Genomic DNA, 25438 nt, shown 5'->3' with positions numbered 1-25438 from the left:
GTTGCTCCTCACGGTGGCTGTCCCCAACTTCTGTTTTTGGGACAGGCTCGCCGGGCGGGCCTTGTGCCCGTCTGCCGCAGGGGGTTGCCGTCCTTCAGTCTCCTTGGATCTGCGCCTGCAGCCCCATATGGTCCACCAGCGGCCAAACCTCAGATATGCAGCCGCCCTTGATACGGTAGAAGACATGGGCGCGCTGAGATATCCGCTTTCCGGTTGGGGCGTGCCCGCGGAAGGTTCCGGTGTGCAATCCGGTCGTCACCCCGCGCACTGCTACCTCGTCATTTTCGGCGACGATTCCTTCAATCTCGAAACGCAGGTAACTGAACGACTCGTGCAGCGACCGCCATGTCGACTTGATGACCTCGGGGCCGACCTGTCCCGAGTAGAGGGCGTTGTGCATGATTGCGTCCGGCGCAGTGATCTCGTCGGCCACCTGCTCGTATAATCCCTGATTAACCGCTTCTTCGTACAGACGCAGGATCAAGGCTTTGTTGGCCTCAGCGGCGTTCGTCATCGACTCACTCCCTGGTATAGACAACGGGGGAACAGTCCGCAGCATGAACGGCTCTATATATTATCGGCATCCGACCATAAAGAAGCTCTGGAGAACGAGTAGAGGTGACCGATAGACGCCTTGCGTCAGAAATTAGACGCCTTTAACGTGGGAACACCTCTACGATGGACTTCCCTACCCCTCACCGTGCGGAGTGATGGCCCGATGCCCGAGTCACGCAGCCCTGTCATTGTTCCCACCACTGATTGGTATCCCGAAGTGGAAGCCACACACTCGCAACGTCGCCTACGTTTCGGTGTCCTCGGATGCGCCGACATCGCGTGGCGCCGCACTATGCCAGCGATGAGTGCCGATCCCAACATCGACATCGTGGCCGTGGCCAGCCGCAAGCCGACCAAGGGCGAGCGTTTCGCCGACCGGTTCGACTGCGCCGCCCTGTCGCACTACGAGGATCTGCTGCAACGATCCGACATCGACGCCATCTATATACCGCTGCCCGCAATGCTGCACGCCGAGTGGATAACCGCCGCTCTATCTGCGGGGAAGCACGTACTGGTGGAAAAGCCGCTGGTTGACAGCGGCCAGCGCACAGCGGAGGTCATCGAACTTGCCCGGTCGCGACAGCTCGTGCTGCTGGACAACCTGATGTTCCTACACCATTCTCAGCATACGACAGTGCAAAAACTCCTGGCACAGGATACGATTGGTGAACTGAGGTGTTTCTCCAGCAGCTTCACGATCCCCCCCAGGCCGGAAAATGACATTCGCTATAAGGAAGAAGTGGGGGGTGGCGCCCTGCTCGACATCGGAGTGTATCCCCTCCAGGCGGCTCTCCACTTCCTTGGGCCGGATCTCGATGTGGTCGGAGCCGTTCTGCGTCGTGAGAGCAGGCGGCAGGTGATGGTCTCGGGGAATGCCCTCCTCTGCACCCCCGAGGGGGTGATAGCCGAGGTCTCTTTCGGGATGGAGCACTCTTACCGCACAACCTACGAGTTGTCCGGCAGTAGCGGTCGAATCTTTCTCGACAGGGTCTTTACACCGCCCGATACGTATCAGCCAGTGGTACACATCGACCGCCAAGACCACCGTGAGGAGATCGTCCTTCCGGCCGACCGCCAGTTCGCCAACGTCCTTCGGTTCTTTTTCAACGCAGTCCTCGATGGAACGGATGTGACTCCCCACCAGAACGCTGCCATCCGGCACGCTATGCTGTCCGACGAGATTAGAGCGAAGGCCCGAGTCATTGATTTCTGAGAGAGCTCTCAGCGGCAAGGCTACGATCGAAATAGCCGAGATGAAGGTGTCGAATGCCTTCAGGATAATGCCCAAAAAGATCCCAGATCGACGTGGATGCTTTTATGAGGCGTTCCGCCATGAAGCGATTTCCCGGATCATCGGTCACCCCCTGCGTGTCCGTCAGGCAAACTACTCGGTGTCACAGTGCAATACGCTCCGCGGCATTCACGGAACGCGCCTGCCTCCGGGTCAGGCCAAGCTCGTCACGTGCGTTCGCGGCGCCGCCCTGGACATCGTGGTGGACCTCCGCGTCGGCTCCCCCACGTTCGGGATGTTCGACGTCACCCACCAGGACGCGGATTCCGGCGTCGCCGTCTACCTTTCTGACGGCCTCGGCCACGCGTTCCTCGCCCTAAGCGATGACACGTGCATGAGCTACCTGTGCTCCACCGAGTACATGCCGGGCACCATGATCGAGATCAACGCGCTCGACTCCGCTTTAGGGCTGCCCTGGAACCTGGCGGAATCCCCGGTAATGTCCGACAAGGATGCCGCCGCACCCACGCTGTCGGAAGCAGCGGCCGCAGGTTTGTTGCCCACCTATGAGGACTGCCTCGCGCTCTATGCACGACTCGGTGCGGCGGGATGACGCTCCCCCTACCGAAGCCAGTGCGGTGATCTGCAGCAATACCGGTGTACGAGAGCTTCCTCAGTCGTATTCCGCACAGTTTTCACGGTAAGACCGTTTCATCCTCTGAGGAGATGCCTCTATGAAGGCTTTGGTGTTGTCGGGCGGTTCCGGGCTCCGCCTGCGGCCATTCAGTCACTCCATGCCTAAGCAACTACTTCCTATCGCCAACAAACCGGTGATCGATCATGTTCTGGAGAACATCCGAGACATCGGCATCACCGACATAGGCGTCGTCGTGGGGGGCCAGGCTCCCGAGATCATCACCGCGCTGGGCGACGGATCCCGATGGGGCACGCGTCTGACCTATCTCCACCAGAAGAAACCGCTCGGGCTCGCCCACTGTCTCCTTCAGGCGAGAGAGTTCCTTGGTGACGACGATTTCGTGGTGTATCTGGGCGACAACATGCTCCTGGACGGGATCTCGGATCTCGCCAGCGACTTCTCAGCGGACCGTCCCGCAGCTCACGTGGTCCTGCACAAGGTGTCGGACCCGACCACCTTCGGTGTGGCCGAGCTTGGCCCGGACGGTGAGGTATCGCGGTTGGTGGAGAAGCCCTCGTATCCACGCAGTAACCTTGCCCTAATCGGAGTCTACTTCTTTACCCCGGCTATTCACGAGGCAGTCCGCGCCATCGGCCCCAGTCCCCGCGGTGAACTGGAGATCACCGACGCTGTACAGTGGCTGCTCGACCGGGGTATCCGGGTCACAGCCACTGAATACACCGGTTACTGGAAGGACGTCGGCCGGGTCGAAGACGTCCTGGAGTGCAACCGCAGAGTGCTCGATGGCCTCAGCCCTGCGGTGGCGGGCGAGGTCGATGACATGAGCGTGATCCGTGGCCCGGTCGTCATCGAGCCAGGGGCCCGGATCACTCGTTCAGTGATTGAGGGACCGGTAATCGTCGGCGCGTCGGCCGTTTTGACCGACAGCCACGTCGGCCCGCACGTCTCAATCGGGCGCGGCTGCATCCTGCGCGACGCTCGGCTCGATGGCTCGATGGCCCTGGATGGCGCGGTGATCACAGGGGTACGGGGGCTACACCACTCACTCATCGGCAGGTCCGCCAGGGTCGGTCCCAGCGGAGGTGTCACCCAACAGCACCGGCTCGTCGTCGGCGATCACTGCCAAGTCGAGGTGGCAGTATGAGGCTTCTGGTCACTGGCGGCGCCGGCTTCGTCGGCTCTCACTACGTCCGGGCCCTACTCAGTGGCGGGTACGCGGGTAGCGAGAATGCCCAGATCACTGTCCTCGACAAACTCACCTACGCTGGCAATAGGGCCAATCTTCCCCTACGCCATCCGAGCCTGAAGTTCGTCACCGGGGATGTCCGCGACTTCGGTCTACTGCTGAACCTATTGCCCGGTCATGACGCGGTGGTGCACTTCGCCGCCGAGTCGCACGTGGATCGTTCCATCGAGGCTGCCGCCGAGTTCGTCTCCGCCAACGTGGAGGGCACCCAGACCCTCCTGGAAGCTTGCCGACACACCGGGGTTCGGCGAATCGTGCATGTCTCCACCGACGAAGTTTACGGTTCCATCACGGAAGGCTCGTGGACTGAGGACTGCCCCCTCTTGCCTAACTCTCCCTACGCCGCCTCTAAGGCAGGATCTGACGCCATCGCCCACGCCTACTGGAAGACCTACGGACTCGATGTCTCGATCACCCGCTGCTGCAACAACTTTGGCCCGTACCAGCATCCTGAGAAGCTCATCCCGCTATTCGTCACCAACCTGTTGGAGGGCAAGCGGATCCCACTCTATGGCGACGGCCGCAACGTCCGAGAATGGCTGCATGTCGACGACCACTGCCGGGCGGTCCATCTCGTGCTCACCCAAGGACGCTCCGGTGAAATCTATAACGTCGGTGGGGGGAACGCGCGGACGAACTTGGCCATCACCCACCGCATCCTGGAGCTGTGCGGGGCGGACTGTTCGATGATTCAGTGGGTCGCCAACCGCAAGGGGCACGATTTCCGGTACTCCCTCAACGAGAGCAAGATCCGTCGGGAGCTGGGCTATACCCCCCGGATTCCCTTTGACCGGGGACTGAGCGAGACCGTCGCGTGGTACCGAGAAAATCCCGGGTGGTGGAAGGCCGTCAAGTACCCCTCCCTGAAATGCATTGACGCATTAGCCCCGAGCGAATCGGCCGTGGGCACGGAACGGGGGGAGGCGCGGCGGTGACCTCTGCCCGAATGGAGGCCCGCCCCCGCGTGGCCCTCAGCCTTGACCACCCGCATTGCTCATTCGTCGGCCGCGATCGACGGCTCGCACACGGCGACGTCTGATGTTCTCAACTGGCTCACTGAACGCTGTAGAGCGCAGGGAATCCGTGTGGAGCGTATTCCCTTCGCCGAGCTAGACAGATGGTGTTTCCAAGAGGGGACCGGGAAGCTGCTCCATCAGACCGGACGTTTCTTCTCCGTTGAAGGACTGCACGTCAAGGTCGGGCACAACCCGCACGAGGAATGGCGCCAGCGCATCATCAGTCAGCCGGAGGTGGGAATACTCGGGATCCTGGCCAAGGAGTTCGACGGTGTTCTGCACTTCCTACTGCAAGCCAAGATGGAACCGGGCAACCTCGGGCTGGTTCAGCTCGCCCCGACGGTCCAGGCCACCCGCAGCAACTACACCAAGGTCCACAACGGTGCGGATGTGCCGTACCTACGCCACTTCATGCGACCAAATAGATCCCGAGTCATCGCCGACGTGCTCCAGTCCGAACACGGCTCGTGATTCTACCGGAAGTTCAACCGCAATATGGTCGTCGAGACGGACGCGGAAGTGCCGCTCCACGATGACTTCCGCTGGCTCACGCTCGGGCAGATTAACGAGCTGCTGCACCTCGAGAACACCGTCAACATGGATTCCCGAACCATTCTGTCATGCCTGCCTCACGAGGACAGGCACGGGCGTGCCGTGCTCTCGGACACCGAACTGCTGTCCTGGTTCACCGAGGAGTGCGCGGGCCACGAGGTGCGGGCCAGCCTGATTCCGCTGGACGCCGTCACCGGTTGGACACGCCGTCAGGCAGCCATTGAGCATCAGGAAGGTCGGTACTTCAAGGTCGTCGCCGTGACCGTAGAGGCGAAGAGTCGCGAAGTCACCCGGTGGACCCAGCCTCTCTTCGAGCCGGTCGGGACCACGGCTCTTGCAAAGTCCGTCGGATAAGAGCGGATCCCCAGGTCACGGGGCTGTGACGATCTCTGGAAACGCCTGAGCGCAGCAGAAGAGCCCCTGTACAAGACGGAAGACCTTCCAAAGTCGAACGTCTGCGCACAGGAGCTCAGGTGCCCCAGTCTTCCATGCCCGCCCCCGCCCTGTCCTCCCGGATCCGCGCTCTGGCCGACCCCCGCGCGGCCCGCGGCCGCCGCCACACCCTGAGCTGCGTCATCCTCACCGCCCTGTGCGCCATCCTGGCCGGAGCACGCTCGTTCGCCGCGATCGGCCAGTGGGCGGCCAACGCGCCCCAGCACACCCTGGCCCGCCTGGGCGCCCGCACCACCCACCCCGCCCTCGCGGTACGCCAACCGCCCTCAGCCGACACGATCCGCCGTGTGCTCATCGCCCTGCCGCCCGCCCACCTGACGGCCTTGAACTGCGATGACGACCTTTCCGTGCTCATCGTGGACGGCAAATGCGCCCGAGGATCAGCCCGCGGCCAGTCCGGCCCGGCCCACCTGCTGGCCGCGATGACCGGCCACGGCCAGGTGGCCGCCCAGCTGCGGGTGCCGGACAAGACCAGCGAGATCCACGCCCTAGCCGACCTGCTCGCCGGTCTGGACATCACCGGCGCCGTCGTCTCCGCCGACGCGCTGCACACCCAGAAGGCCACCGCCGCCCACCTGGTCCAAGAGCGCGGCGCGCACTACCTGCTCGGTTGCAAGGCCAACCAGCCGACCCTGTTCTCCCAGGTCAAGAAGCTCCCATGGGGCAAGGCGCCAGTGCTGGCCCGCACCCGCGAATCGGGGCACGGCCGACGCGAGACCCGCAGCATCAAGGTCCTGTCCGCCTGCGGGCTGCTGTTCCCCCACGCCGCCCAAGCGGTGCAGGTGCTGCGCACCACCACCCGCATCGCCGACGGCGTCCAAACCCGCCGGACCGGCTACTACATCACCGACATGACCTGCGAGAAAGCGTCTCCACAGCGGCTGATGGGCCTCGTTCGCCGGCACTGGGGCATCGAAGCGCTCCACCACATCAGAGACGCCACCTTCGGCGAGGACGCCTCCAAGGTCCGCTGCGGCCGGGGTCTGGAGAACATGGCGATGCTGCGCAATCTCGCCATCCCCCTGCTCGCCTCGCTGGAGAACACCGCCACCATCGCCGAATCCATCCGGTGGGTCTCCTACGAGGCGTTCACACGCCCACTCGACCTCATCGGACTCCCCTGACCAGTAAGAACCCCGCAGAGCACCGACTTTGCATTAGCCGTGGGTCGGGACGGGTGTCACTGCATTCCTCATCCGCACCATCGACGATATTCCGCACGTCCTGGTACGCGCTCGGGTCGAAGGCGGCTTCCGCAGCACCATTGAACTCGGCCCTACTGTCCAGTGCACGCCCCGCAACTATGCGCACCTGGGATATCCGGCACGTCCGGCATTTCTGGATCAGGTGCTGGAAGCCGACCCGGACTGCGTTCTCTACTCAGCCGTCCACTCGGAAGAAGGCGGGAGGTTTCTGCATGCCGAGAGCCGCTACGTCATCATCGAGGCCGACGAGAGGCGCACCCCCCCTCGCTCCCCCACCCGGCTATGCCTGGGTCACCCCGGCCCAACTCACCTCACTGGTCCGGCACACCTCTTACGTCAATGTGAAGGCCCGTACGCTGCTCGCCTGCCTGAACACGATCCCGGCATCCACCTGAGCTCGTCGCTTGATATCCGCCGTGATCGTGACCCCGAGCCGAACGGCTTGGGACCACGATCTGCCTCCCGAATGAGAGGACTACGGGATCAGTACGACGCCGCCGCGGACACCGCCTTTAGCGAGAGTCGTGTGAGCCTCAGCCACGCTCTCGATCGGGTAGGTCCTCGGAGCACGCAGCGTGATTCGCCCTTGCTCCACAAGTTCGACCAACTCGGTGAGCTGCGATCGCAGTCCGCGCGCCAGGACCACCCCTGTGCGAATACCGCGTACGGACTCGGGTGGGGAGGGAGGGGTGACGCCCACGTATGCACCGCCGTCACGGACACCGGCCAAGACCACAGCCCCGATGGCCGCGCTGTCGAGCACGCCGTCCACTCCAGCGCGAGCGGCCTTGCGAATGGCGGCTCCGGGGTCCTCCGAGCGTTCAACGAAATCCGCGCCGAGGCCAGTCAGAAACTCCTCGTCCTGAGGGCCCGCCACGCCAATGACCTTGAGTCCTCGGTGCCGGGCCAGCTCGACGGCGAACCCGCCCACACCGCCAGCGGCCCCCGTGACCGCGAGCGTCTGCCCCGCCGAGAGGTCCAGGATGTCGAGAGCCTGCCGGGCGGTGAGGGCATTGAGCGGGAGGGTGGCCGCTGGCGCGGGCTCGACCGCCATGGGTGCCGACGCCAGAACTTCCGTGGGAAGCACCACGTACTCGGCCTGTGTTCCTACCTTCGTGTCGGGCCAGTTGGACATACCTACCACCGACTGCCCGATAGAGAAATCGGTCACGCTGGGACCGATGGCGTCCACGACTCCGGCGACATCGGCACCGAGGACATAGCGCGGGCCGAGAGGCAGCATGGGGCCGAGGAATCCAGATCGCGCGACGATGTCCAGTGGGTGGATCGCGGCAGCCTGCACACGGATCCGGACCTCGCCCCGGCCGGGCTCGGGGACGGGAAGATCGGCGACCGTCAGAACCTTCGGTCCCCCGAATGACAAGATGGTCACTGCTTGCATATGGCTCCTAGATGTGATCGGACTGAAGAATCGGGTCGGCTATTCACGATTTTTCATGTGTGAAAGCGACCCGGCAGGCAATGGCGTCGACAGAGGTGACGAGACGTCCGACCAACTCGAAGTGACCCTGTGCGTCTGGTCGCGCCCGCATCGTCTCGAATGCCTCCCTGGACTGCCACTGCACGTACGCAATGACGCGCGCACCGTCATGGCTCTTGTGCAGGCTGGTTGACACAAATCCCGGCTGCTGGTCCAGTAGTGGCATGCCCTTCAGTAGGGCCTCGGTTAGCTCGTCCTGTTTCTCGGGAGTAGTGTTGAAAATGTTGATCGTGGTGAAGTGGTCATTCTCCGGGGCGATACTGACAGTGGACAATTCGGGGAGCTCCTCGTCGTTCGGTAGGTGGTTCGAGCTCGGCCTGCGCGGGCACGGACGGATCACGAGCGAACGGAACGGCCGCACGCCGTGATTTTTGCGAAGGCATCGTCGAGAATCCGATCGGCATCGGCGTCGAGGTCTTCGGCCCGCCATGCCACGAATCCGTCAGGCCGCACAAGCAGGGCGCCGCGCGGAGTGATGCCGCTCGCCTTGCGGAACTCGTCCTGCGGGTCGAGCAGGTCGCCTCGCGGGCCCACTCGGTGCACACGCAAAGGAATCCCCAGCCGGCCGGCGGCGGCGCCCGCCGCGACGACCCACTCGTCTCCCTCTTCCGCCGCGAACAGGACAAATGTCTCGCTGGCCACATCGATGGACGAGGTCCTGACGCCGTCGAGCGTCAGCCACGCGTGCGGCACCCGCATACCCGGCCGTCCGTCGATGGCTAGGTCATGACCGAGGGCCTCGCCGTAATCCGGTCCGATGACCGCCGGTGAGGAGTAGCGGTACGCGGTAGTGACGATCGTCTGGTCACGCTCGTCGTGTTCGGTGGTGTCCTGTGGGGCGCTCCAGCGCATGTGCCGCATCCACGCCTGGTCGATGGTCTCCTTGCCGATGGGGCGGCGTTCGGCCTCGTAGGTGTCGAGTAGCTCCTCACCCCCCCAGCCATGCAGGACCGCGGCTAGCTTCCAGGCGAGGTTGCCCGCGTCTTGGACGCCCAGGTTGGCACCGAATCCGCCGGTGGGCGGAAGCACATGGCATGCGTCGCCAATGAGGAAGATCCGGCCTGATCGGTAGGAATCGGCAATGCCGTGCCCGATCCACCACCCCTTGGCCTCGTGGACGTCCACCCGCAGGTCGGGTTCTCCTGCCGCTGTGCGGACCAGGTCCGCGCATTCGCCGGGCGTGAGCCGGTCGGCGTCGAGCATCTCGGGGTCGCCGAATATCCCGTAGATCCACCTGTGGTCGTCGACTTTGAACAGCATGCCGGGGGCAGCGCGATTCGTCAGATAAAGAATCATGAAGCGCCGACCTTCGAGTATCTGCTCGATGTCCGCTTCGAAGAGGACATTGAGTACGTGGCCAAGGGTGCCGTGGCCCCTGCGCTCGATACCCAGCTGCTTGCGAATGGGGCTGTGTGCCCCGTCCGCGGCGATCACGTAACGTGCGCGGATCGTCTGGCGCTCACCGGTGGCACGGTCTTGGACGACCACGCTGACCCCGTCCTCGTCCTGCGTGAATGACACCATCTCGGTGTTGAAGCTGATCCGCGCACCACGACGAAGGGCCTCGTCCCGCATGATCGGCTCGACCTTGTCCTGGCCACACCAGACCGCCTCTGCCGGGCCGATGTCATGGAAGTCGTTCTCGCCTTCCGCCATGACGACGGCATCACCCTTGACGACGTCAGCCAGCGACTTGGCCCTGAGGATGACCCGCGGAAGATGATGCGGTGGAAGGTCCTGGTCAGCCCAGCGCTTACCGAGGACGAATCTCTCCGCGACCTCGCGTAGCCTATGTTCGATCCCCAGGGTGCGGAACAATTCCATGGTGCGCGGACTCACATGGGTGGAGCGCAGCATCTGGGAGACGGTCGTATTGCGCTCGACCACGTGGCATTCGATTCCCTGTTGTCTAAGGAACAGGGCGGCGGCGAGGCCGGAGAGACCACCGCCCACCACCAGAACAGGGACCTGAACATCAAGCATGGCTATTCCCATCCGCTGCTGCTCGAAGACGCTTTTTGGGGAAGGCTCCGAAAAGAATCGCGTCTGTCTCTCCAAACCCGCTGAAGATCAGATGAACCGGCACGTCACTGTGAGGTCGACCCAGTGAGGCCGATGGACTCCCGCTCTGCTTCCGGCCGGCTTCAGAGACCGTTCAGCGGGCCTTTGGCCCGCACGCAGAGACTGAGGCGATTCACTTCACGGACCCCCGCAAGGAGTTCAGGATGGGGAACCTGACCGGGAAAGCCGCGCTGGTGACCGGAGCCTCGCGGGGCATCGGGAGAGCCATCGCCCGACGTCTCGCCGCAGACGGCGCCTTGGTCGCCGTGCACTACGCGACCAACGACGCCGCGGCGGAGGCGACCTTGGCGTCCATCGAGGCGGCCAATGGCCGGGCCTTCCTCGTGCGGGCTGAGTTCGGCTTGGAGAGTGACGATGAAGTCGAAACGCTGTTCAGCGGGCTGGCAGAGGGGCTGGACGGTCGTCCACTCGACATCCTGGTCAACAACGCCGCCATCGGGCACACCGGGTCGATCGAGAGTGCTACACGGGAGGAATTCGATCACGTCTTCGCCGTTAACGTCCGGGCACCATTCTTCATCATCCAGCGCGCGCTCCCCCTGATAAATGACGGAGGTCGCGTCATCAACATCAGTTCTTCGGTGACCAGAATCGCTGTGTCCCACGAGCTTGTCTACGGGATGGCCAAGGGCGCCCTGGACATCTTGGGACGGACACTCGCCCACAGCCTTGGTGCCCGGAACATCACCGTGAACTCTGTGGCGGCAGGCGTCACCGACACGGACATGATCGCCATGCTGCGGCGGAATCCTGAGGTCATGGCAGGCGTCGCTGCGGCGACGGCGCTCGGCCGTATCGGTGATCCCGCCGACATCTCTGACATTGTCGCCTTCCTGGCTTCCGACGACGCGCGCTGGGTCACCGGCCACGTGGTCGATGCCACGGGGGGAATGTGCCTGGGGCTCGGAATCTAGCGGTCGAGCGAGCCTCCGGCACCTATACAAGCAGTATGGCGCTCGCATGAGCTGCCGGAGGGTCCCAAGGACATCCTCCGGCGGAGGTTAGGGTAGATGCGCGAGAATCCGCCGCCGAACTAGCCTTAAGGGATGGATATCGCCACGTTCGATCAGGTCGACCGCAAACTGGTGCACGCGCTTCAGATTGATGGCAGAGTTCCGTTCAACAAGATCGCCGGGGTGCTCGGCACCTCTGACAGCACCGTCGCGCGACGCTACCGGCGGCTGCGCACGGCCGGTCTGCTGAGGGTGGTCGGGTCGGTCAACCTCGCGCGCCTGGGGTACACCGCTTGGACCATCCGGCTGCAGTGCACACCGGACGTGTCCGAGGCAATCGCCACCGCCCTCGCGCGCCGCAACGACACATTCTGGGTGCATCTGCTCTCGGGAGGAACCGAGGTCATCTGCAGTACTCAGGCCCGTTTCCAGGGGGATGAGGACACCCTCCTGCTGCAGAGACTTTCTCGCACCAACCGTGTGGTGTCGGTGACCGCGCACTCGATGCTGCAGGGGTTCGCCAGCCCGCGCGGCTGGTCCGGACTGGTCGCGCTCACCGCGGAGCAGGCCGAGGTGATACGCCCGGAGCCCGTCGATCAGGACGAAGGCTCGGTCACCCTCTCCGAGGAAGACCATGCACTGCTAGAGGTCCTGTCCCAGGACGGACGCGCGGGCTACGGCGAACTGGCGGACGCGACGGGCTGGTCAGAGTCGACCGTGAAACGGCGCCTGATGCTGCTGCGGCGCACCGGGATCCTGTCCTACGAGGTCGACCTCCCGGTATCGGCGCTCGGGTACCACGCTGAGGCCCGGCTGTGGATGTCGGTGCAGCCCTCCGCTCTGGCCTCAGTAGCGCGATCCCTCGCTGAGCACCCGGAGATCTCCTTCGCCGCCGTCACTACGGGCCCCACCAACCTGATGGCCTCGGTGATCTGCCGTGATGCCCGGGATCTGTACCGCTATCTGACAGAGCGGATCGGAGCGCTGGACGCCGTCCGCAGCCTGGAGACAGCGACGGTCGACCGCACCGTCAAGCGTGCCGGCTCCATCCAACCGAGCGCGGTCCGCCCGACGTCCTCCTACTGGTCGGCTGCGCGTGGACGCCCGACCACCGGACGTCCCAGCAACGTCGCGGCCTCTACAACGCGCGGCGGACCGCCCAGCAGCGGATGATGATATTCGTCCTGTGGTAGCTATCAGTGCAGATACTCGTCAAAATGCGGCCTTTGGCTGGTTCCTCACGGGCTCCCAGTCCGATCCTGCGATGGAAGACATAGGACGAAAGGACTTCTCATGCGCAAGTGGTGGCCCCTTGCGGCGGTGTGTCTGGGGTCGTTCATGCTCATCGTCGACACCACGGTGGTGACCGTTGCCCTGCCCGATATCGCTGAGGGACTGCACGCATCTCTGACGAGCCTGCAATGGGTCTTGAACATCTACACCCTCGTACTAGCCGCTCTGACCCTGAGTGCGGGCTCGATCGGTGACCTGTTCGGGCGACGCAAGATCTATCTCTTCTCGGTGGCCATCTTCGGTGCGGCCTCACTGCTGTGCGGCCTCGCGCCCAACCCAGCCGTGCTGATCACCGCCCGCGGGATTCAGGGGATCGGTGGTGCGGCCATGTTCGTCACCAGCATGGCCCTGCTCGGCACCACATACAGCGGCAGGGACCGCGGCACCGCTATGGGTGTGTGGTCCGCGGTCATCGGCGTCGCCGCGGCCGTCGGCCCAATCTTCGGTGGACTGCTCACCCAGGGCATGAGCTGGCGTGCCATCTTCTACGTCAACGTTCCCATCAGCGTACTGACATTCGTGCTGACCATGGCCTTCATCAAAGAGTCCCAGCAGCCCGAGCAGGCCCGGATCGACATCCCGGGCATCGCGTCGTTCGCGATCTGCTCGGCCACGCTGACCTACGCACTGATCCAGGTCGGCGAGAATGGCTGGTCCTCCCCCTCTACCCTGGGCATGCTCGCTCTGGCCGTCGTGGCCTTGGTGGTTTTCGCCGTCGTCGAGCGGAAGCAGTCCCACCCCATGCTCGACCTGGCACTGATACGCAACCCCTCCTTCCTTGCCATAATGCTGACCGCCGTCGCCTCCGCCTGGGGTTTCGCCTGCCTGGTCTTCACCTCGCTGTGGCTGCAGTCGGCGCTCGGGCTCACGCCCATCACGGCCGGGCTGGCACTGCTCCCACTGGCGGTGGCCACCTTTGTGTCCTCCACGCTCACCGGGCGCAGTCTCCACGGTGTCTCCCCCAGGGTGACCATCCCCCTGTCACTTGTCCTCATCGGCGGGGGCGCGGCGCTCAACGGCGTGCTAGTCCATGGCGACGCCGACTGGACCGCCCTCGCTCCAGGCCTCCTGGTTATGGGCGCCGGTGTCGGCGTCGGTATGCCCGTCACCACATCCGCGGTCTTCGCTTCCGTCCCGCCCGAGCGGGCCGGCATGGGCTCCGGCGCCTTGGCCACCTTCCGGCAACTCGGCCAGGCGCTCGGCGTGGCGATCTTGGGTCTAGTCTTCGCCACCACCATCCGCGACGAGCTCACCGGCAAGGTCAGCGACCCCGGCGCGGGCGCCCGCGCCCTCACCAGCGGACTGCACGACACGCCGACCATCTTGCACGCAGCGGCCGCCCATGGTGTGAGCGCCGTCTACCTGGCCACCGCGGCGCTCACACTCGTGGTGGCTCTGATCGCGGCGTTTTGCATCCGCAGCCCTGTCCCCACCAAGACGTCCCTCAACGAGAAGCCCACTAAGGTGCACTGACAGCTTCCGGCCGATCGAACTACAACGACGGATGCGTCGGGGGCCCGCCGACGCATCCGTTTCCACAATAAGTCTGAGCAACACAGGGTGCAAATTTTCTCACACTCCAATAGGGATTAACTAAAAATTTTCTAGAGAAATCCACTCTCGCATAGCACTTTGAAATGCTCGCGTAAAACAGCGGAAAATGGAATCACAGTCCAGCAAATCATGAATGGAGGACGTTCATGCGAGTTCTGTTCGCGATAATGCCCTCGCCGACACACCTGCACCCGTTCGTGCCACTGGCGTGGGCCCTTCAGGGCGCGGGGCACGACGTGCGCGTCGCCGGTCATCCGGACATGGCGGGCACGATCACCGATGCGGGCCTGACGGCGGTGGCACTCGGTGACCGGGTGGACCTTACCGCCGCGGTCGATGGGTGCGTTGCCGACGAGCGGCTGGACCGCATCATCGATCCGCTGGTCGATCCCGCGGAGGCGGGCCTGTGGAAGGTGATCCGGAGCATGCTGATGTCGCCGTTCTGGATGCACTACCCGAGAGAGACGCCCGGCGCAGGGGAGCGACCGTTCACCGACGAGCTCATACGCTTCGCCCGTGCGTGGAAACCGGATCTGGTGCTGTGGGATCCGATGTGCTTCGCCGGTGCCATCGCAGCTCGCGCATGTGGCGCCGCACATGCCCGCCTGCTCTGGGGCCCCGACTACTTCGCATGGACCCGGGCGAAGTTCCTCGAGCTCCTGGACACGCAGGGAGTGGAACCGCACGAGGACCTCATGGCGGACATGATGGAACCGACGCTGCGCCGACTCGGCATCGCCTTTGACGAGGATCTGCTGGTCGGCCAGTGGAGCGTCGATCCGATGCCAATTGAGATGAGACTGCCCGTCGACCTGGACTATGTCTCGGTCCGCCGGGTCCCGTACACGGGCGCACAGGCGGTTCCGGGATGGTTGCAGGAGCACCCGAAGCGCCCGCGCGTGTGCCTTACCCTAGGCGTCAGCACCAGGGCGTTCTTCAGCAAGGAGAGCCAGCTGCCGATGGCGGAGCTGCTCGGCATAGTCGCCGATATGGACGTCGAGATGGTCGCGACGCTCAATGCCGACCAGCTGGCCTCAGTAGACCGCGTTCCGGATAACGTACGCACGGTCGACTATGTTCCGCTCAATCAGCTACTGCCGTCCTGCTCGGCGATCATTCACCACGGAAGCGGCGGCACCTTCGCGGCCGCCGTGGCGAACAAGGTGCCGCAGCTGATCGGCGCTCGCGCGACCGGCCAGTCGATGGATATCGCACGATACGTGGCTGACCGTGGCGCGGGACTTGTCGGTCCTGACATCGCGAGCCAGGACTTCTCGGCGGCTGACGTGAAGGAGAAGCTCACGCGACTACTGGAGAACCCGTCCTTCCAATCAGGGGCCGATGCCCTGCACAAGGAGTTCCAGGCCATGCCGAGCCCCAATGAGATCGTCCCGGACCTGGAGAGGCTCACCGCTCAGCACCACGCCTGATCTTCGTCCCCGGAGAGCTGGCCTGAGGGCAGGCCAGCTCTCCGATGTTCGTGCCCTGGCTCGCCAGTGAGCCAGCTCTCGGGTTTCCCGAAGCATTGGCTACGATGTTGCCGCGATCGGGATCTGGGATCTGGGATCTGGCCCATATTTCGTGACGGAAACGGCCCCGGCGGCCTCACCTGGAAGCCGTCAAGAGCACGCGCTTCCGGAGCAACGGAAGCCCAGCTCGGCCGTACATCTGGCGTTTGACGGTCTTGAGGTGGTTCACCCGCCCTTCGACCGCACCAGAGTTGTGATCACTGGTCAGGCCCTGCTGAACGGCGTCGAAGTCGGCCTCCACTCCGGAGGCGAAGCCGCGCAGGCCGGACAGTCCCTCCTCCTGCACCGAGGCGATCCAGGCGGGAAGCTCCTGGCCGCGCAGCTCGGTGAGCATCTCACCGAACCGGCGCACCTGGTCAGCGGTGGTGTGCAGCTGTGGGCAGTGTTCCAGGATCGCTTTCAGCTTCAGCTTCTCGTCCTGGTCCAAGGTGGCGGGGTGGCGGGTGAGCCAACCGGTGACCTGGCGAACCGTGGGAGGAGGAGGTGGAGCCGGGGCGGGTTCGGTGCACGAGGGCCCCAGGTAGTCACGCACGATGCTGTAGCTTCCCCGACAGCCCCGCTCGGTGATCTCCCGGTGAAGCCGGGCGGCGTTGGTGCACCCCTCCTCCACGCGCTGGTGCAGGTAGGGCTTGAAGGCGTCCAGCTTGGTGGAGCGGGGCTGCTCCCACTTGCCGTCCACCATCTCCTCCCATGTCGCGGCGCGGGCGTAGGGTTGGACGGTGTGGCGGCTCCAGCCGAGCTGGATGGAGATGCCGCGCAGGCTGTTGCCCTGATTCAGCAGTTCGTGGACCAACGCGTGGCGGGTGCGAGTCCGGTCGGCGAACCGGCCGCGCGGCTCGGTGTCGCCCGGTGCTGCCTCCGGCGCCTCATCGGCCTCGGGAGCTTCGGGCTGGTCGTCGACCTGCACGGCGGGTTCGCGCAGGCAGGAGCGGTGTTCGGCCACGCAGCGCTCGACGGCCTTGCCGAGGTTCTGCCAGAGATGGAACCGGTCGGCCACTTGGCGTGCCTGGGGTGCTCCGCTGCGGGCGGCCTCGGCATAGGCGCCGGAGCGGTCGCGGCAGATCACCTCCACCCCCGGGTGGTCACGCAGCCAGGAGGCCAGCGGTTCGGCCTCGCGCCCGTCCAGCAGCTCGATGGGGGCGCCGGTGTCGCAGTCGACGAGGATCGTGCCGTAGATATGGCCGCGCAGCAGCGCGAAGTCGTCGACCCCCAGGACACGGGGTGTGGGGGCGGGCGGGTCGGGCAGCACCATGACAGCCGCAGCATCGTGCTGCGTCCGATCAGCAGGCCGAGCAGACGGGCCAGGCGGGCGCCAGGGCGGTCGGCCAGGTCGATGGCGATCTTCTCCAGCACGTGGCGCAGGACGGGCGTGCGACGCGCATACGGGGTGGTCAGGCCGGTGATCTGCTCGGCGAAGGTCCGCTTCTCACAGGCAGGGGTGTCGCAGAAGAACCGACGGACGTGCAGGTCGATGACGGTTCTCCTGGTGCCGAGGGCGGTGTCGGCGAGTCTGCGCCGGTAGCGGCTGTGTACACGGATGGATGTGCTGCCGCAGGCCGGACACGCGGCGTTGGTGGCGCGGGGGTGGGCGTGGAGTCGGATGAGGTCGGGGGTCTGCTCGACGCGGTCCAGGGTGACTCCGGCGAGGTGTGGGAGGAGACGTCGAGGTGCTGATCGGCACACGTCGGACATCCTGGCGAAGCCAGACCCTACAAGGGGCCGTTTTCCGTCACGAAATATGGGCCAGATCCCAGATCCCATTTCACACCCTCATTGCCAAAGCATGCAGCGCTCCCGCCAAACTGCAGCGGCTCGGCGCCTTCACGCCGCGCCTGATGCACGGTCGGCGACGCCGAGCCAGTGGGACGTAGCCCTGAGGTCACGCCTTGCGCGCCACGACGAGTCGTTCCGTCGCGGTGAGGTTCTCTACTGAAATGCCGGTGAAGCCTGCCGCCTTCAGCCACGAGCGGCATTCGCCGACGGTGTACTCCGAACCCCCGCTACGGACAAGCCTCATGTTCAGGCTCATCAACAGAGACCGTGCCGGGCCACGGCGATCGTCATCGAGCAACTCCTCATAAATGAGCAGTGCCCCACCTGGCCGGATCGCGTCAAAAGCCCGCTTCACCAGCAATATGCGTGTCTCCTCGTCCCAGTCGTGCAGGACGTGACCGAAGATGAGGACATCAGCCTCGGGCAATGGGTCACTGCGGAAGTCAGCGCCCTGAAAGCCGATGCGATCCGAGGTACCGAGCTTGGCCATGTGCTCGTCGAACAGCGGCCTGAGCGCTGGCACATCCAAGCAGGTGCCGCGCAGGTGCGGATGGGCCTTCGCGAGGTGCCCTGCGAGGTTCCCGCGCGCTCCTCCGAGGTCGGCGAAACTCTCGTACGCCCCCCAGTCGAAACGCCCGATCAGTTCGAGCGTCACCGGCGCCGAAACGCTGTCCATCGCGTCCATGAACCCGCGGACCTGGTCAAGATCGCGGTACCAGTCATCGAACGAGTCGACGCCTTCCTGGCGACTGCCGCTGCGCAGAAGCTCGGTGAGGCGCTGCCACCCAGGGTAGAGGGCGTGGCTCATAAAGGTGAAGAATCCTCCGACGTAGGAATCCTTCTCCTTGTCGAGATAACGGTGAGCCGCTGGGGAATTCTCGTAGCGGTCGTCGTTCCGGTTCAAAAGGCCCAGGGCGACAAGCGCGTCGAAAAAGTCCCTCGCTGCGCTCGGGTGGAGCCCGAGGACTTGACTGAGCTCTGTCTCAGTCGCGGGTCCCTTGGCGAGCTGCGTGAACAGACCGAGTTCCACGCCGCTGAACAGCGCCCGCGCCCGCCAGAATCCGCTGGCGATGTCCATAACGTACTGAAGTTCGACATCCGGATCATCGGATCCCATGCAGATTTCCTCCTGTGGAAGTGACGTCATTCGCGATGGCTGAGGTGAGGGCGTGCGCGTTCTCCATGTGGAAGAGGTGGCCACCGCGTATCGACCGCAGCGTGAAGTCTTCGGAGGTGTACCGGTCCCAGTGGGCCATGGCGGCAGGGCCGACCAGCGGGTCATCAGCGCCAGCAAAGGCGACGATGGCCACAGGAAGCCGACCGAGCCTGTCTGGCGGGATGCTGTCGAGCCACACTACGTCTGACCGCATAACCGCGGCGACGCGCCGCCGCACCGAGGCTTGCTCGAGCACCGCAGACGGGATGCCGCCCAATCCGGCCACCTCGTCCAGCAGTTCGTCGTCGTCAAGCCCCGCCCAATGCCGGACCCACCCGTGGTCTACGTGCGGTGGCAAGCAAGCCCCGAGGTACACCACGTCAGGGAGACGGCCACCTCGGCGGATCAATTCCCGAACCACCTCGCAGGCGAGGACTCCGCCCATACTGTGGCCGTAGAGCGCATAGGGTCGGTCCACTCGGTGCATCAGGGCCTCCGCAATCTCTCCGGGGTCGAACTCCGGGGGTTCGACGATCCGGTTGTCTCGGCCCGGCAGCTGGATCGGCTGCAGCCACAAGGATGAGGGCAATGCACGCCGCCATGACAGGTACTGGGTGCCCCCGCCCCCGGCGTTCGGAAAGCAGAAGACCACAGCCCGCGCCTCTGGCGGAGGGGGAGCGCCCAGGAACCAGCGTTCGTACCGCTCAGGATTCACGGTCGTCCGTCCCACGGTCACCACCGAGCGCCCGGTCACCCGACGTGGGCTCGTGGACGTAAACGACCTCGCAGAAGATCGGCACGATGTCGCCGGTGATGGCGCGACAAGCCTTGAAGTGGTCCTGCACGCTCGGGTGGCGACGCATCGCTTCGAAATCCTCCAGGCTGCGCCATTGCGCGTAGTTGACGACCCGCATGCCGTCATGGCTCCTGTGGATGTTGGCCGACACGAAGCCGGGAAACCGCTCAATGATCTCGGTTGCGTCGACGATGGCGTCGTAAATGCGGTCTTGGTTTTCCGGTGCAACGGTGAATACGTTGACGAGGATGTAGTAGTCGTTCTCGCGGGAAATTGCTCCCACGTTGCAGCCTCCTTTAGATGGCGCGCACGACCAGCGCGGAATTGAACCCGCCATGGCCCCGGGCCAGGACCAGGGCGGCGCGGACCTCGACCTCTCGAACCCGCTCGACGACGACGTCGAGGTCGTAGTACGCCGGGATGTCGGCGATGTTCGCTGCGGCCGGGATGACTCCGTCCCGAACGCTCATCAGCGCGCTGACCACATCGAGCGGGGCGCCCCCCGCGTACATCCGGCCGGTCATTGTCTTGGGCACGGCGACTGGTACTCCCCGAGGCCCGAACACCTCCGTGATGGCCGCAGCCTCGGCCGCGTCCATCTCCGGAACTCCGCTCGCGTCGGCGATCACCACGTCGATGTCTTCCAGATCCATGGTGGCGTCGGAGAGCGCCCCCCGAATGGCCTCGGGCAGGGTAGAGGGCCGTCCGGAAACGGGACGGGGATCAAAAGTGGCCGCGTAGCCCGCAAGCTCCCCGTACACCGTCGGTACGCCGCGCTCGCGGGCCGCCTCAAGCTCCTCAAGTACGAGGATTGCGCCGCCCTCGCCGGGCACGTACCCCTTGGCCGCGGCGTCGAAGGGCAGATAGGAACGGGCGGGGTCGGGGTCATTGCTCAGCTTGCCACTGGGGATCTGCGCGGTCAGCCCCCAAGGGGAAAGCGGGGCGTCTAGTCCACCGCTGATCGCCACCCTGAGATCTCCGGCTCGTAGCCGCCTGCGTGCGGCGGCCAGAGCGTCCAGGCCTCCCGCTTGCTCGGTCACCACGACCGACCCGGCTCCCCGGGCGCCGTGCCGCAGGGAGATCTGGCCGGTGTTCACCGCGTAGAACCAGGCGAAGGACTGGTAGGCGCTAACGTGGTGCGGGCCCTCCCTCCACAACTTCTGCAGTTCGCGCTGCCCGAACTCGAACCCGCCACAACCGTTCGCCGTGATCACTCCGACGTCGAAGTCTCCCAGATCCCGAACGGTGACCCCCGCATCCTGAAGAGCCCACTCCGCCGCCGCCAACGCGAACCGCGTAACCCGGTCGGTCTGTGGAATGAGTCGTCCCGGCACATGCTGTGTCGGACTGAAGTCCGAAACCTCTCCGGCGACGCGCACGGGGTAGGGCGAGGCGTCGAAACGGTCGATTGTCTGGACTCCGCTGCGGATCGCGAGGACAGCCTTCCAGTAGTCGTCCAGGCCAAGTCCGTTCGGTGCCACGACACCTATCCCTGTCACGGCGACACGTACCGTCATCTCCGATCCTCCTCGGGGCGCCGTAGGATCGCCGCACTCTGGAATCCACCGAATCCGCTGCCGACGGTGAGCACAGAGTCCACGGGATCTTCCCTGGCGACCAGGGGTACGTAGTCCAGGTCGCACTCAGGGTCCGGCTCACGCAGGTTGGCAGTCGGCGGAACAACCCCGTGCTCGATAGCCAGCGCGCAGGCCGCGATCTCGATGGAGCCGACCGAGCCGAGCGCGTGCCCGATCATCGACTTGATCGAGCTCACCGGAATGTTGTAGGCAGCCGACCCAAGGGCCCGCTTGAACGCCTCTGTCTCGTGCACGTCGTTCTGCCTGGTACCAGAACCGTGCGCATTGATGTAGTCGAAGCTGTCGGCCGGTATGCGGGCTTGTTCCATAGCGGCACGGATCGCCGCGGCCATCTCTGCACCGTCGCGACGGAGCCCAGTCATGTGGTATGCGTTGCAACGTGTGGCGAAGCCCGCGAGCTCGGCGTAAACATGAGCGCCCCGCCGCAGGGCCCTCTCCAGGTCCTCCAGGATGAAGATCGCTGCGCCCTCACCAAGGGCAAACCCGTTGCGGGTCCGGTCGAACGGCCGACAGGCCCCCTCGGGGTCGTGGTTGTCCGGCGATGTCGCTCGGAGTGCGTCGAAGCACGCGTAGGTGATCGGCGAGAGCGGGGCGTCGGTGGCACCAGTGATCACGACGTCGGCCGTGCCGTCGCGGATAAGGTCCAGCGCGTGGCCCACCGCGTCCAAACCCGATGTGCATCCCGTGGACACGACGGTCGCAGGCCCCTCGGCCCCGGCTGCCCACGCTACCTCGCGGGCCAGCGAGGACGGGACAAAGCAATCGAACACGTTATCCGCGGCGAGCGTGTGGTCGACCAGCCAGTCCCGGCCATTCCTGCTAACGGTTGCGTACTGGCTCTCCAGGGTCATCGTCAGGCCGACCGCTGTGCCGACGCTCACCCCGACGCGTGCGGGGTCCAGCCGGTCGAGCTCGATTCCGCTGTCTGTTATGGCTTCGGCCAGGCCGACTAGCGCGAACTGGACCATTCGATCTAGGCCGCCGACCTGCTCTCGTGTCAGCCCGGACGCGATTGGATCGAAGTCCACCTCACCCGCGATCCGCGATCGGAATCCCGTGGAGTCGAACAGCGACACGGGACGCGTCGCTGACCGCCCGGATGTGATTTGTGCCCAGAAGGGCTTAGCGCCGACTCCGCCAGGAGCGACGACACCCATTCCTGTGATGGCGGCTTTCCGCATGGTCACTTCCCCACAGCTGGCGGAGCCTCGGTCGGGAACGGGGCCTTCTCGACCTCGACGTGCCCTTCTTCCGGGCTAGGCGCCAGCGGAGACATCTGGAAGACAATCAGCGCGGTCTCGGTTCCGCGGTTCTCGTAACGATGCGACACGAACTTGGGGATCATCACCGCTTCGTTGCGGTCAACCACGAGCTCCGCGCCGTCCAGGTGCATCACTACCGACCCCTGGACCACGATCGTGAATTCTTCCGAGTAGGGGTGATAGTGCTCGGCGATGAACTCACCTGATTCCAGGACCATTGTTCCGAGAAAGCCCGAGCTCGCGCCCACCGACGAGGGTGTCAGCATCGGACGTATCGTCCCGCCCAGTCTCGAGCTGGCCGGGGCGTCGTCCATGGAAATTTTGGCTAGACCCGACACGGGGTTCTCCTCTGCAAAAGACGGGTCAGGCGTGCCACTGGTAAAACTCCTCGGCCGCGGTGTCCTTCAAGTTCCGGAAATCGGGCGAGTACGGCTCCAGAAAGCCAGCCAAGGCGTCCCCCGTCTCGATGAAAGACGGGACATTGCGAGCGTCGAAGATGCGGTCAACGAGGTCGCCCTCGATATCGTCTACGGCTTCCACCATGTGCACATATAGCCCGTGGAAGCGGTAGAGCGTCCGACGTGCCACACCGATCTTCTGCGGAAGCCCAGTGGCGTCATGGGTCGCCCAGATTTTCGCCACCTGGTCGGCGTTTTGCGGATCCATGCGGTCGATGAAAAGAACGCGCTGCATTGTCCCTCCGTACGATCTGTCACTCGCCTACGAGTTCTTTCGTGATCGCGTCACGATCGATCTTTCCATTGGGGTTAAGCGGGAGCTCTGGCCAGAAAGTGACGGTCCGCGGCACCATATGCTGGGGCAATCGTGCTCGGAGGGCGGCGAGCAGGGCGTCACCATCCCCGTCTCCGGTGCAGACACCATGCAACACCGTGGCCCCGCCCGGATCCGCCACGGCGACTACGATTGCTTCGCCCACCCCGGGGTAGTCCCGCATCTCGGCCTCGATCTCGCCCAGCTCGACCCGGTAGCCCTGAACCTTCACCTGATGGTCGACACGTCCCAGATGGACCAGGGCACCGTCCGCCGACCGCACCACGTCACCCGTCCGGTACCAGGCGTCGGTCGCTGGAGAACCGTTCCCCTTCCACTCCGACAGCCGACCGGCGTTATCGACCAAGAAACGGCCATGATTGTCCGCCTGGTCGAGATACCCGCCGAACCGCTGCGGCCCGCGGACGCAAAGCTCGCCGACCTCTGCCGGACGTCCGTCCGCGTCAACCACCAGCCACTCGAGGTCCGGGTACATCTCGCCGATCGGAACCGTGCCGTTCGGCGTGGTGGGACAGGAAGCGAGATCGACGGGCAGCCGGAATTGGGCGCAGCTCAACGTGAGTTCGGTCGGCCCATACAGGTTTTCGATGACGCTATTCGGCGCGGCTCGCTGCCAGTCCCGGGCCTGGGACAAGGTGAGCCGCTCACCGCAGAACAAGCTCCAGCGCAGATTCGGCATGGAGCCCTCGGCCAGACGCCCCAACCGCCTTGCGACCGAGGCTGCCGACGGCACCGAGAACCAGTGCGTGATATCCCGGTCCGAGACGAAACCGGCAGGGTCCAGCAGCTCGCGCCGACTAGGAACGACGAGCGCTGCCCCCGAACCCCAGGTGGCGAAGAGGTCGAAGACCGAGAGATCGAACGTGAGATCGAAGGTCTGGGTCACGCGGCAGCCGGGGCCGAGTTCGTATCGCGGAATAACATGGCGCAGATACGCTGAAACATTGCGGTGCTGGATGGGCACGCCTTTCGGAGCGCCAGTGGACCCGGAAGTGAACAGGAGATATGCCGTGTCCGTCGGCCGGACGTCCCTCTTCGGCAGCCGCGGTACGGGGCGCTCGCCCAACTCGTCCAGGCGCGCCGCGTCTAGGGGAAGGACCGGCGCAGAAAGCGCAGGGTCCGGTTCCTGAGAGAGGATTACCGTCGGCCGTGCGGCTCGCACGATGCGCTGGTTGCGCCCCACGGGGTATGCCGGGTTAAGCGGCACCACGGTGGAGCCCAGCCGTTGGATAGCCAGGTAACCCGCGTACGCGGTGAGCGACCGGGACGCGTACAGGCCGACCGTGTCGGGGAGGCTGCCCTCGACACCTAGGATCTCATCTACGATGTTCCCGGTCAGCCGGTCGAGCTGCCGGTACGTCAGGTTGACGCCCTCGGCTTCGAGAGCGACCGCCTCCCCGTAGCGAGCGGCGGAATCCGCGAACCAGCCATACAACGTTCCGTCTGACATCGCGATCCAATCACGGGCCGTATTGTCTTGAGCGTCCGGCACGAGCGGCCGAGCCTCAGCTCGCGGCGGCAAGCTCGACCTTCTTCTTGATGACATTCATTTGAATACGCGTGTTGTCATTGATGCGCTTTGTGATGTCAGCGTCGCCAAAGGGCGCGTCCGGTTTGGCCTCGAACTCCTGCCGCCACCGCATCCGTGTGCCCTGCCCCTCAGACTCGTACGACCAGTAGATGTGCATGTATTCGAAGGGACCGGTCTCCACCCGGTGTGCCTTGACGGTCTTCGTCCGCGAATCCATAGTGCGTTCGCTGACCCAACTCCACACGGTTCCGTCGTCGTCGGGCTTCATCGTCAGGCGGAACCGGATCGTGTTCCCCTCCTGGTGGAGCACGTCGACGGAAGCGTACTCGGTGAAAAGGTCCGGCCAGGACCGCACCTCGTTTGTCAGCCGCCACACCACGTCCACGGGTGCATCGATGTATACGGAATTTTCGGTGCTGCTTGCCATCAGCAGTCGCTCCTCATGGTTTCGGTGACGTAGTTGATAATCTGGGTAAGGTTCATCGCAGAGATTTCGTCGGGAAGGTCGATCCCATACTCGTCAGAGACCACCTTCTGAAATTCGATAACTCCGATCGAATCCACCCCCAATTCGCTCAACGATGCGGCTCCCGCCGCATTGAGAATCTCTTGTTCGAGCCCGATCTTCGTAGTGAGAATTTCTTTAATCCTCATTGGGGAAACGCCGTCCGGCGCCATATCACCCTCCAGGGAAGTCAGCAT

Annotated in this window: 26 protein-coding genes and 3 pseudogenes; 13 read left to right on the top strand and 16 right to left on the bottom strand. The window is 64.6% G+C overall.

What is annotated here, in order from left to right:
• Positions 1 to 94: 94 nt before the first annotated feature.
• The gene (locus HNR23_RS21595) at positions 95 to 514 is read right to left on the bottom strand and encodes an ester cyclase (protein WP_184078193.1); all 420 of its coding nucleotides are present in this window, start codon (positions 512 to 514) and stop codon (positions 95 to 97) included.
• A gap of 204 nt (positions 515 to 718) precedes the next feature.
• Here HNR23_RS21595 and HNR23_RS21590 point away from each other — a divergent pair, with 204 nt between their 5' ends.
• The 9 genes and pseudogenes from HNR23_RS21590 to HNR23_RS27695 all read left to right on the top strand — a co-directional run bounded on the left by HNR23_RS21590 (position 719) and on the right by HNR23_RS27695 (position 7311).
• Positions 719 to 1768 (top strand): Gfo/Idh/MocA family protein, encoded by a 1050-nt coding sequence (locus HNR23_RS21590; RefSeq protein ID WP_184078191.1) that lies wholly within the window; start codon positions 719 to 721, stop codon positions 1766 to 1768.
• A gap of 40 nt (positions 1769 to 1808) precedes the next feature.
• Positions 1809 to 2399 (top strand): dTDP-4-dehydrorhamnose 3,5-epimerase family protein, encoded by a 591-nt coding sequence (locus HNR23_RS21585; protein ID WP_221308202.1) that lies wholly within the window; start codon positions 1809 to 1811, stop codon positions 2397 to 2399.
• A gap of 121 nt (positions 2400 to 2520) precedes the next feature.
• Complete coding sequence (locus tag HNR23_RS21580; RefSeq protein WP_184078189.1) at positions 2521 to 3588, top strand: glucose-1-phosphate thymidylyltransferase; 1068 nt, start codon at positions 2521 to 2523, stop codon at positions 3586 to 3588.
• The gene (gene rfbB / locus HNR23_RS21575) at positions 3585 to 4625 is read left to right on the top strand and encodes a dTDP-glucose 4,6-dehydratase (RefSeq protein ID WP_184078187.1); all 1041 of its coding nucleotides are present in this window, start codon (positions 3585 to 3587) and stop codon (positions 4623 to 4625) included. The genes HNR23_RS21580 and rfbB overlap by 4 nt, the downstream gene beginning before the upstream one ends.
• Positions 4626 to 4667: 42 nt before the next feature.
• Positions 4668 to 5321, top strand: a pseudogene (locus tag HNR23_RS26380) (NDP-hexose 2,3-dehydratase family protein); the annotation flags it as partial.
• Complete coding sequence (locus HNR23_RS26375; RefSeq protein ID WP_246422445.1) at positions 5304 to 5612, top strand: NDP-hexose 2,3-dehydratase family protein; 309 nt, start codon at positions 5304 to 5306, stop codon at positions 5610 to 5612. The pseudogene HNR23_RS26380 and the gene HNR23_RS26375, both read left to right, overlap by 18 nt.
• 119 nt (positions 5613 to 5731) lie before the next feature.
• On the top strand, positions 5732 to 6835 hold the full coding sequence (locus HNR23_RS21565) for an ISAs1 family transposase (RefSeq protein ID WP_343070652.1): 1104 nt from the start codon (positions 5732 to 5734) through the stop codon (positions 6833 to 6835).
• 70 nt (positions 6836 to 6905) lie between these two features.
• A pseudogene (locus tag HNR23_RS27305) lies at positions 6906 to 7112 on the top strand (NDP-hexose 2,3-dehydratase family protein); the annotation flags it as partial.
• A complete protein-coding gene (locus HNR23_RS27695; RefSeq protein WP_394353797.1) occupies positions 7015 to 7311 on the top strand; it encodes an NDP-hexose 2,3-dehydratase family protein in 297 nt (98 codons plus the stop codon). The pseudogene HNR23_RS27305 and the gene HNR23_RS27695, both read left to right, overlap by 98 nt.
• An 80-nt stretch (positions 7312 to 7391) precedes the next feature.
• On the opposite strand, the gene HNR23_RS21555 is transcribed toward HNR23_RS27695, so the two are convergent.
• From HNR23_RS21555 to HNR23_RS21545, 3 genes are all read right to left on the bottom strand, one after another.
• The gene (locus tag HNR23_RS21555) at positions 7392 to 8309 is read right to left on the bottom strand and encodes an alcohol dehydrogenase catalytic domain-containing protein (protein WP_221308199.1); all 918 of its coding nucleotides are present in this window, start codon (positions 8307 to 8309) and stop codon (positions 7392 to 7394) included.
• Between the two features lie 52 nt (positions 8310 to 8361).
• A complete protein-coding gene (locus HNR23_RS21550; protein ID WP_184078183.1) occupies positions 8362 to 8691 on the bottom strand; it encodes an antibiotic biosynthesis monooxygenase family protein in 330 nt (109 codons plus the stop codon).
• Between the two features lie 62 nt (positions 8692 to 8753).
• Positions 8754 to 10400 carry an FAD-dependent monooxygenase gene (locus tag HNR23_RS21545; protein ID WP_184078181.1) on the bottom strand — a complete coding sequence of 549 codons (1647 nt, stop codon included), beginning with the start codon at positions 10398 to 10400 and terminating at the stop codon, positions 8754 to 8756.
• A 242-nt stretch (positions 10401 to 10642) separates the two neighbouring features.
• On the opposite strand from HNR23_RS21545, the gene HNR23_RS21540 reads away from it, so the two are divergent.
• From HNR23_RS21540 to HNR23_RS21525, 4 genes are all read left to right on the top strand, one after another.
• Complete coding sequence (locus HNR23_RS21540; protein WP_184078179.1) at positions 10643 to 11413, top strand: SDR family oxidoreductase; 771 nt, start codon at positions 10643 to 10645, stop codon at positions 11411 to 11413.
• A 132-nt stretch (positions 11414 to 11545) separates the two neighbouring features.
• Positions 11546 to 12625, top strand: coding sequence for an Lrp/AsnC family transcriptional regulator (locus HNR23_RS21535; RefSeq protein WP_184078177.1), 1080 nt, complete (start codon positions 11546 to 11548; stop codon positions 12623 to 12625).
• A gap of 120 nt (positions 12626 to 12745) precedes the next feature.
• The gene (locus HNR23_RS21530) at positions 12746 to 14218 is read left to right on the top strand and encodes an MFS transporter (RefSeq protein WP_184078175.1); all 1473 of its coding nucleotides are present in this window, start codon (positions 12746 to 12748) and stop codon (positions 14216 to 14218) included.
• Positions 14219 to 14445: 227 nt separating this feature from the next.
• Positions 14446 to 15729 carry an activator-dependent family glycosyltransferase gene (locus HNR23_RS21525; RefSeq protein WP_184078173.1) on the top strand — a complete coding sequence of 428 codons (1284 nt, stop codon included), beginning with the start codon at positions 14446 to 14448 and terminating at the stop codon, positions 15727 to 15729.
• 175 nt (positions 15730 to 15904) lie between these two features.
• Here HNR23_RS21525 and HNR23_RS21520 read toward each other — a convergent pair whose 3' ends face one another.
• From HNR23_RS21520 to HNR23_RS21470, 12 genes and pseudogenes are all read right to left on the bottom strand, one after another.
• Positions 15905 to 17080, bottom strand: coding sequence for an ISL3 family transposase (locus HNR23_RS21520; RefSeq protein ID WP_221308198.1), 1176 nt, complete (start codon positions 17078 to 17080; stop codon positions 15905 to 15907).
• Positions 17081 to 17277: 197 nt separating this feature from the next.
• Positions 17278 to 17520 (bottom strand): annotated as a pseudogene (locus HNR23_RS26995) (transposase family protein); the annotation flags it as partial.
• Between the two features lie 187 nt (positions 17521 to 17707).
• Positions 17708 to 18718 (bottom strand): methyltransferase, encoded by a 1011-nt coding sequence (locus HNR23_RS21515; protein ID WP_184078171.1) that lies wholly within the window; start codon positions 18716 to 18718, stop codon positions 17708 to 17710.
• The gene (locus HNR23_RS21510) at positions 18705 to 19409 is read right to left on the bottom strand and encodes a thioesterase II family protein (protein WP_343070775.1); all 705 of its coding nucleotides are present in this window, start codon (positions 19407 to 19409) and stop codon (positions 18705 to 18707) included. The genes HNR23_RS21515 and HNR23_RS21510 overlap by 14 nt, the downstream gene beginning before the upstream one ends.
• A gap of 52 nt (positions 19410 to 19461) precedes the next feature.
• Positions 19462 to 19836 (bottom strand): antibiotic biosynthesis monooxygenase family protein, encoded by a 375-nt coding sequence (locus HNR23_RS21505; RefSeq protein ID WP_343070651.1) that lies wholly within the window; start codon positions 19834 to 19836, stop codon positions 19462 to 19464.
• Between the two features lie 13 nt (positions 19837 to 19849).
• On the bottom strand, positions 19850 to 21070 hold the full coding sequence (locus HNR23_RS21500; protein ID WP_184078165.1) for a ketosynthase chain-length factor: 1221 nt from the start codon (positions 21068 to 21070) through the stop codon (positions 19850 to 19852).
• Positions 21067 to 22332 (bottom strand): beta-ketoacyl-[acyl-carrier-protein] synthase family protein, encoded by a 1266-nt coding sequence (locus HNR23_RS21495; RefSeq protein WP_184078163.1) that lies wholly within the window; start codon positions 22330 to 22332, stop codon positions 21067 to 21069. Before HNR23_RS21495 ends, HNR23_RS21500 begins: the two co-directional genes overlap by 4 nt.
• 2 nt (positions 22333 to 22334) lie before the next feature.
• Entirely contained in the window at positions 22335 to 22679 is a 345-nt protein-coding gene (locus HNR23_RS21490) for a cupin domain-containing protein (RefSeq protein ID WP_221308197.1), read from the bottom strand.
• Between the two features lie 97 nt (positions 22680 to 22776).
• The gene (locus HNR23_RS21485) at positions 22777 to 23106 is read right to left on the bottom strand and encodes a TcmI family type II polyketide cyclase (protein ID WP_184078159.1); all 330 of its coding nucleotides are present in this window, start codon (positions 23104 to 23106) and stop codon (positions 22777 to 22779) included.
• Between the two features lie 19 nt (positions 23107 to 23125).
• Positions 23126 to 24655, bottom strand: a complete 1530-nt coding sequence (locus HNR23_RS21480) for an amino acid adenylation domain-containing protein (RefSeq protein ID WP_184078157.1) — start codon at positions 24653 to 24655, stop codon at positions 23126 to 23128.
• Positions 24656 to 24710: 55 nt separating this feature from the next.
• Complete coding sequence (locus HNR23_RS21475; RefSeq protein ID WP_184078155.1) at positions 24711 to 25163, bottom strand: SRPBCC family protein; 453 nt, start codon at positions 25161 to 25163, stop codon at positions 24711 to 24713.
• Complete coding sequence (locus HNR23_RS21470; protein WP_184078152.1) at positions 25163 to 25438, bottom strand: acyl carrier protein; 276 nt, start codon at positions 25436 to 25438, stop codon at positions 25163 to 25165. Before HNR23_RS21470 ends, HNR23_RS21475 begins: the two co-directional genes overlap by 1 nt.

This window comes from Nocardiopsis mwathae (assembly GCF_014201195.1).
Taxonomy (GTDB): Bacteria; Actinomycetota; Actinomycetes; order Streptosporangiales; family Streptosporangiaceae; genus Nocardiopsis_C; species Nocardiopsis_C mwathae.
The sequence above is the reverse complement of the archived record's forward strand: the minus strand, read 5'-3'. Positions and strand labels throughout refer to the sequence as shown.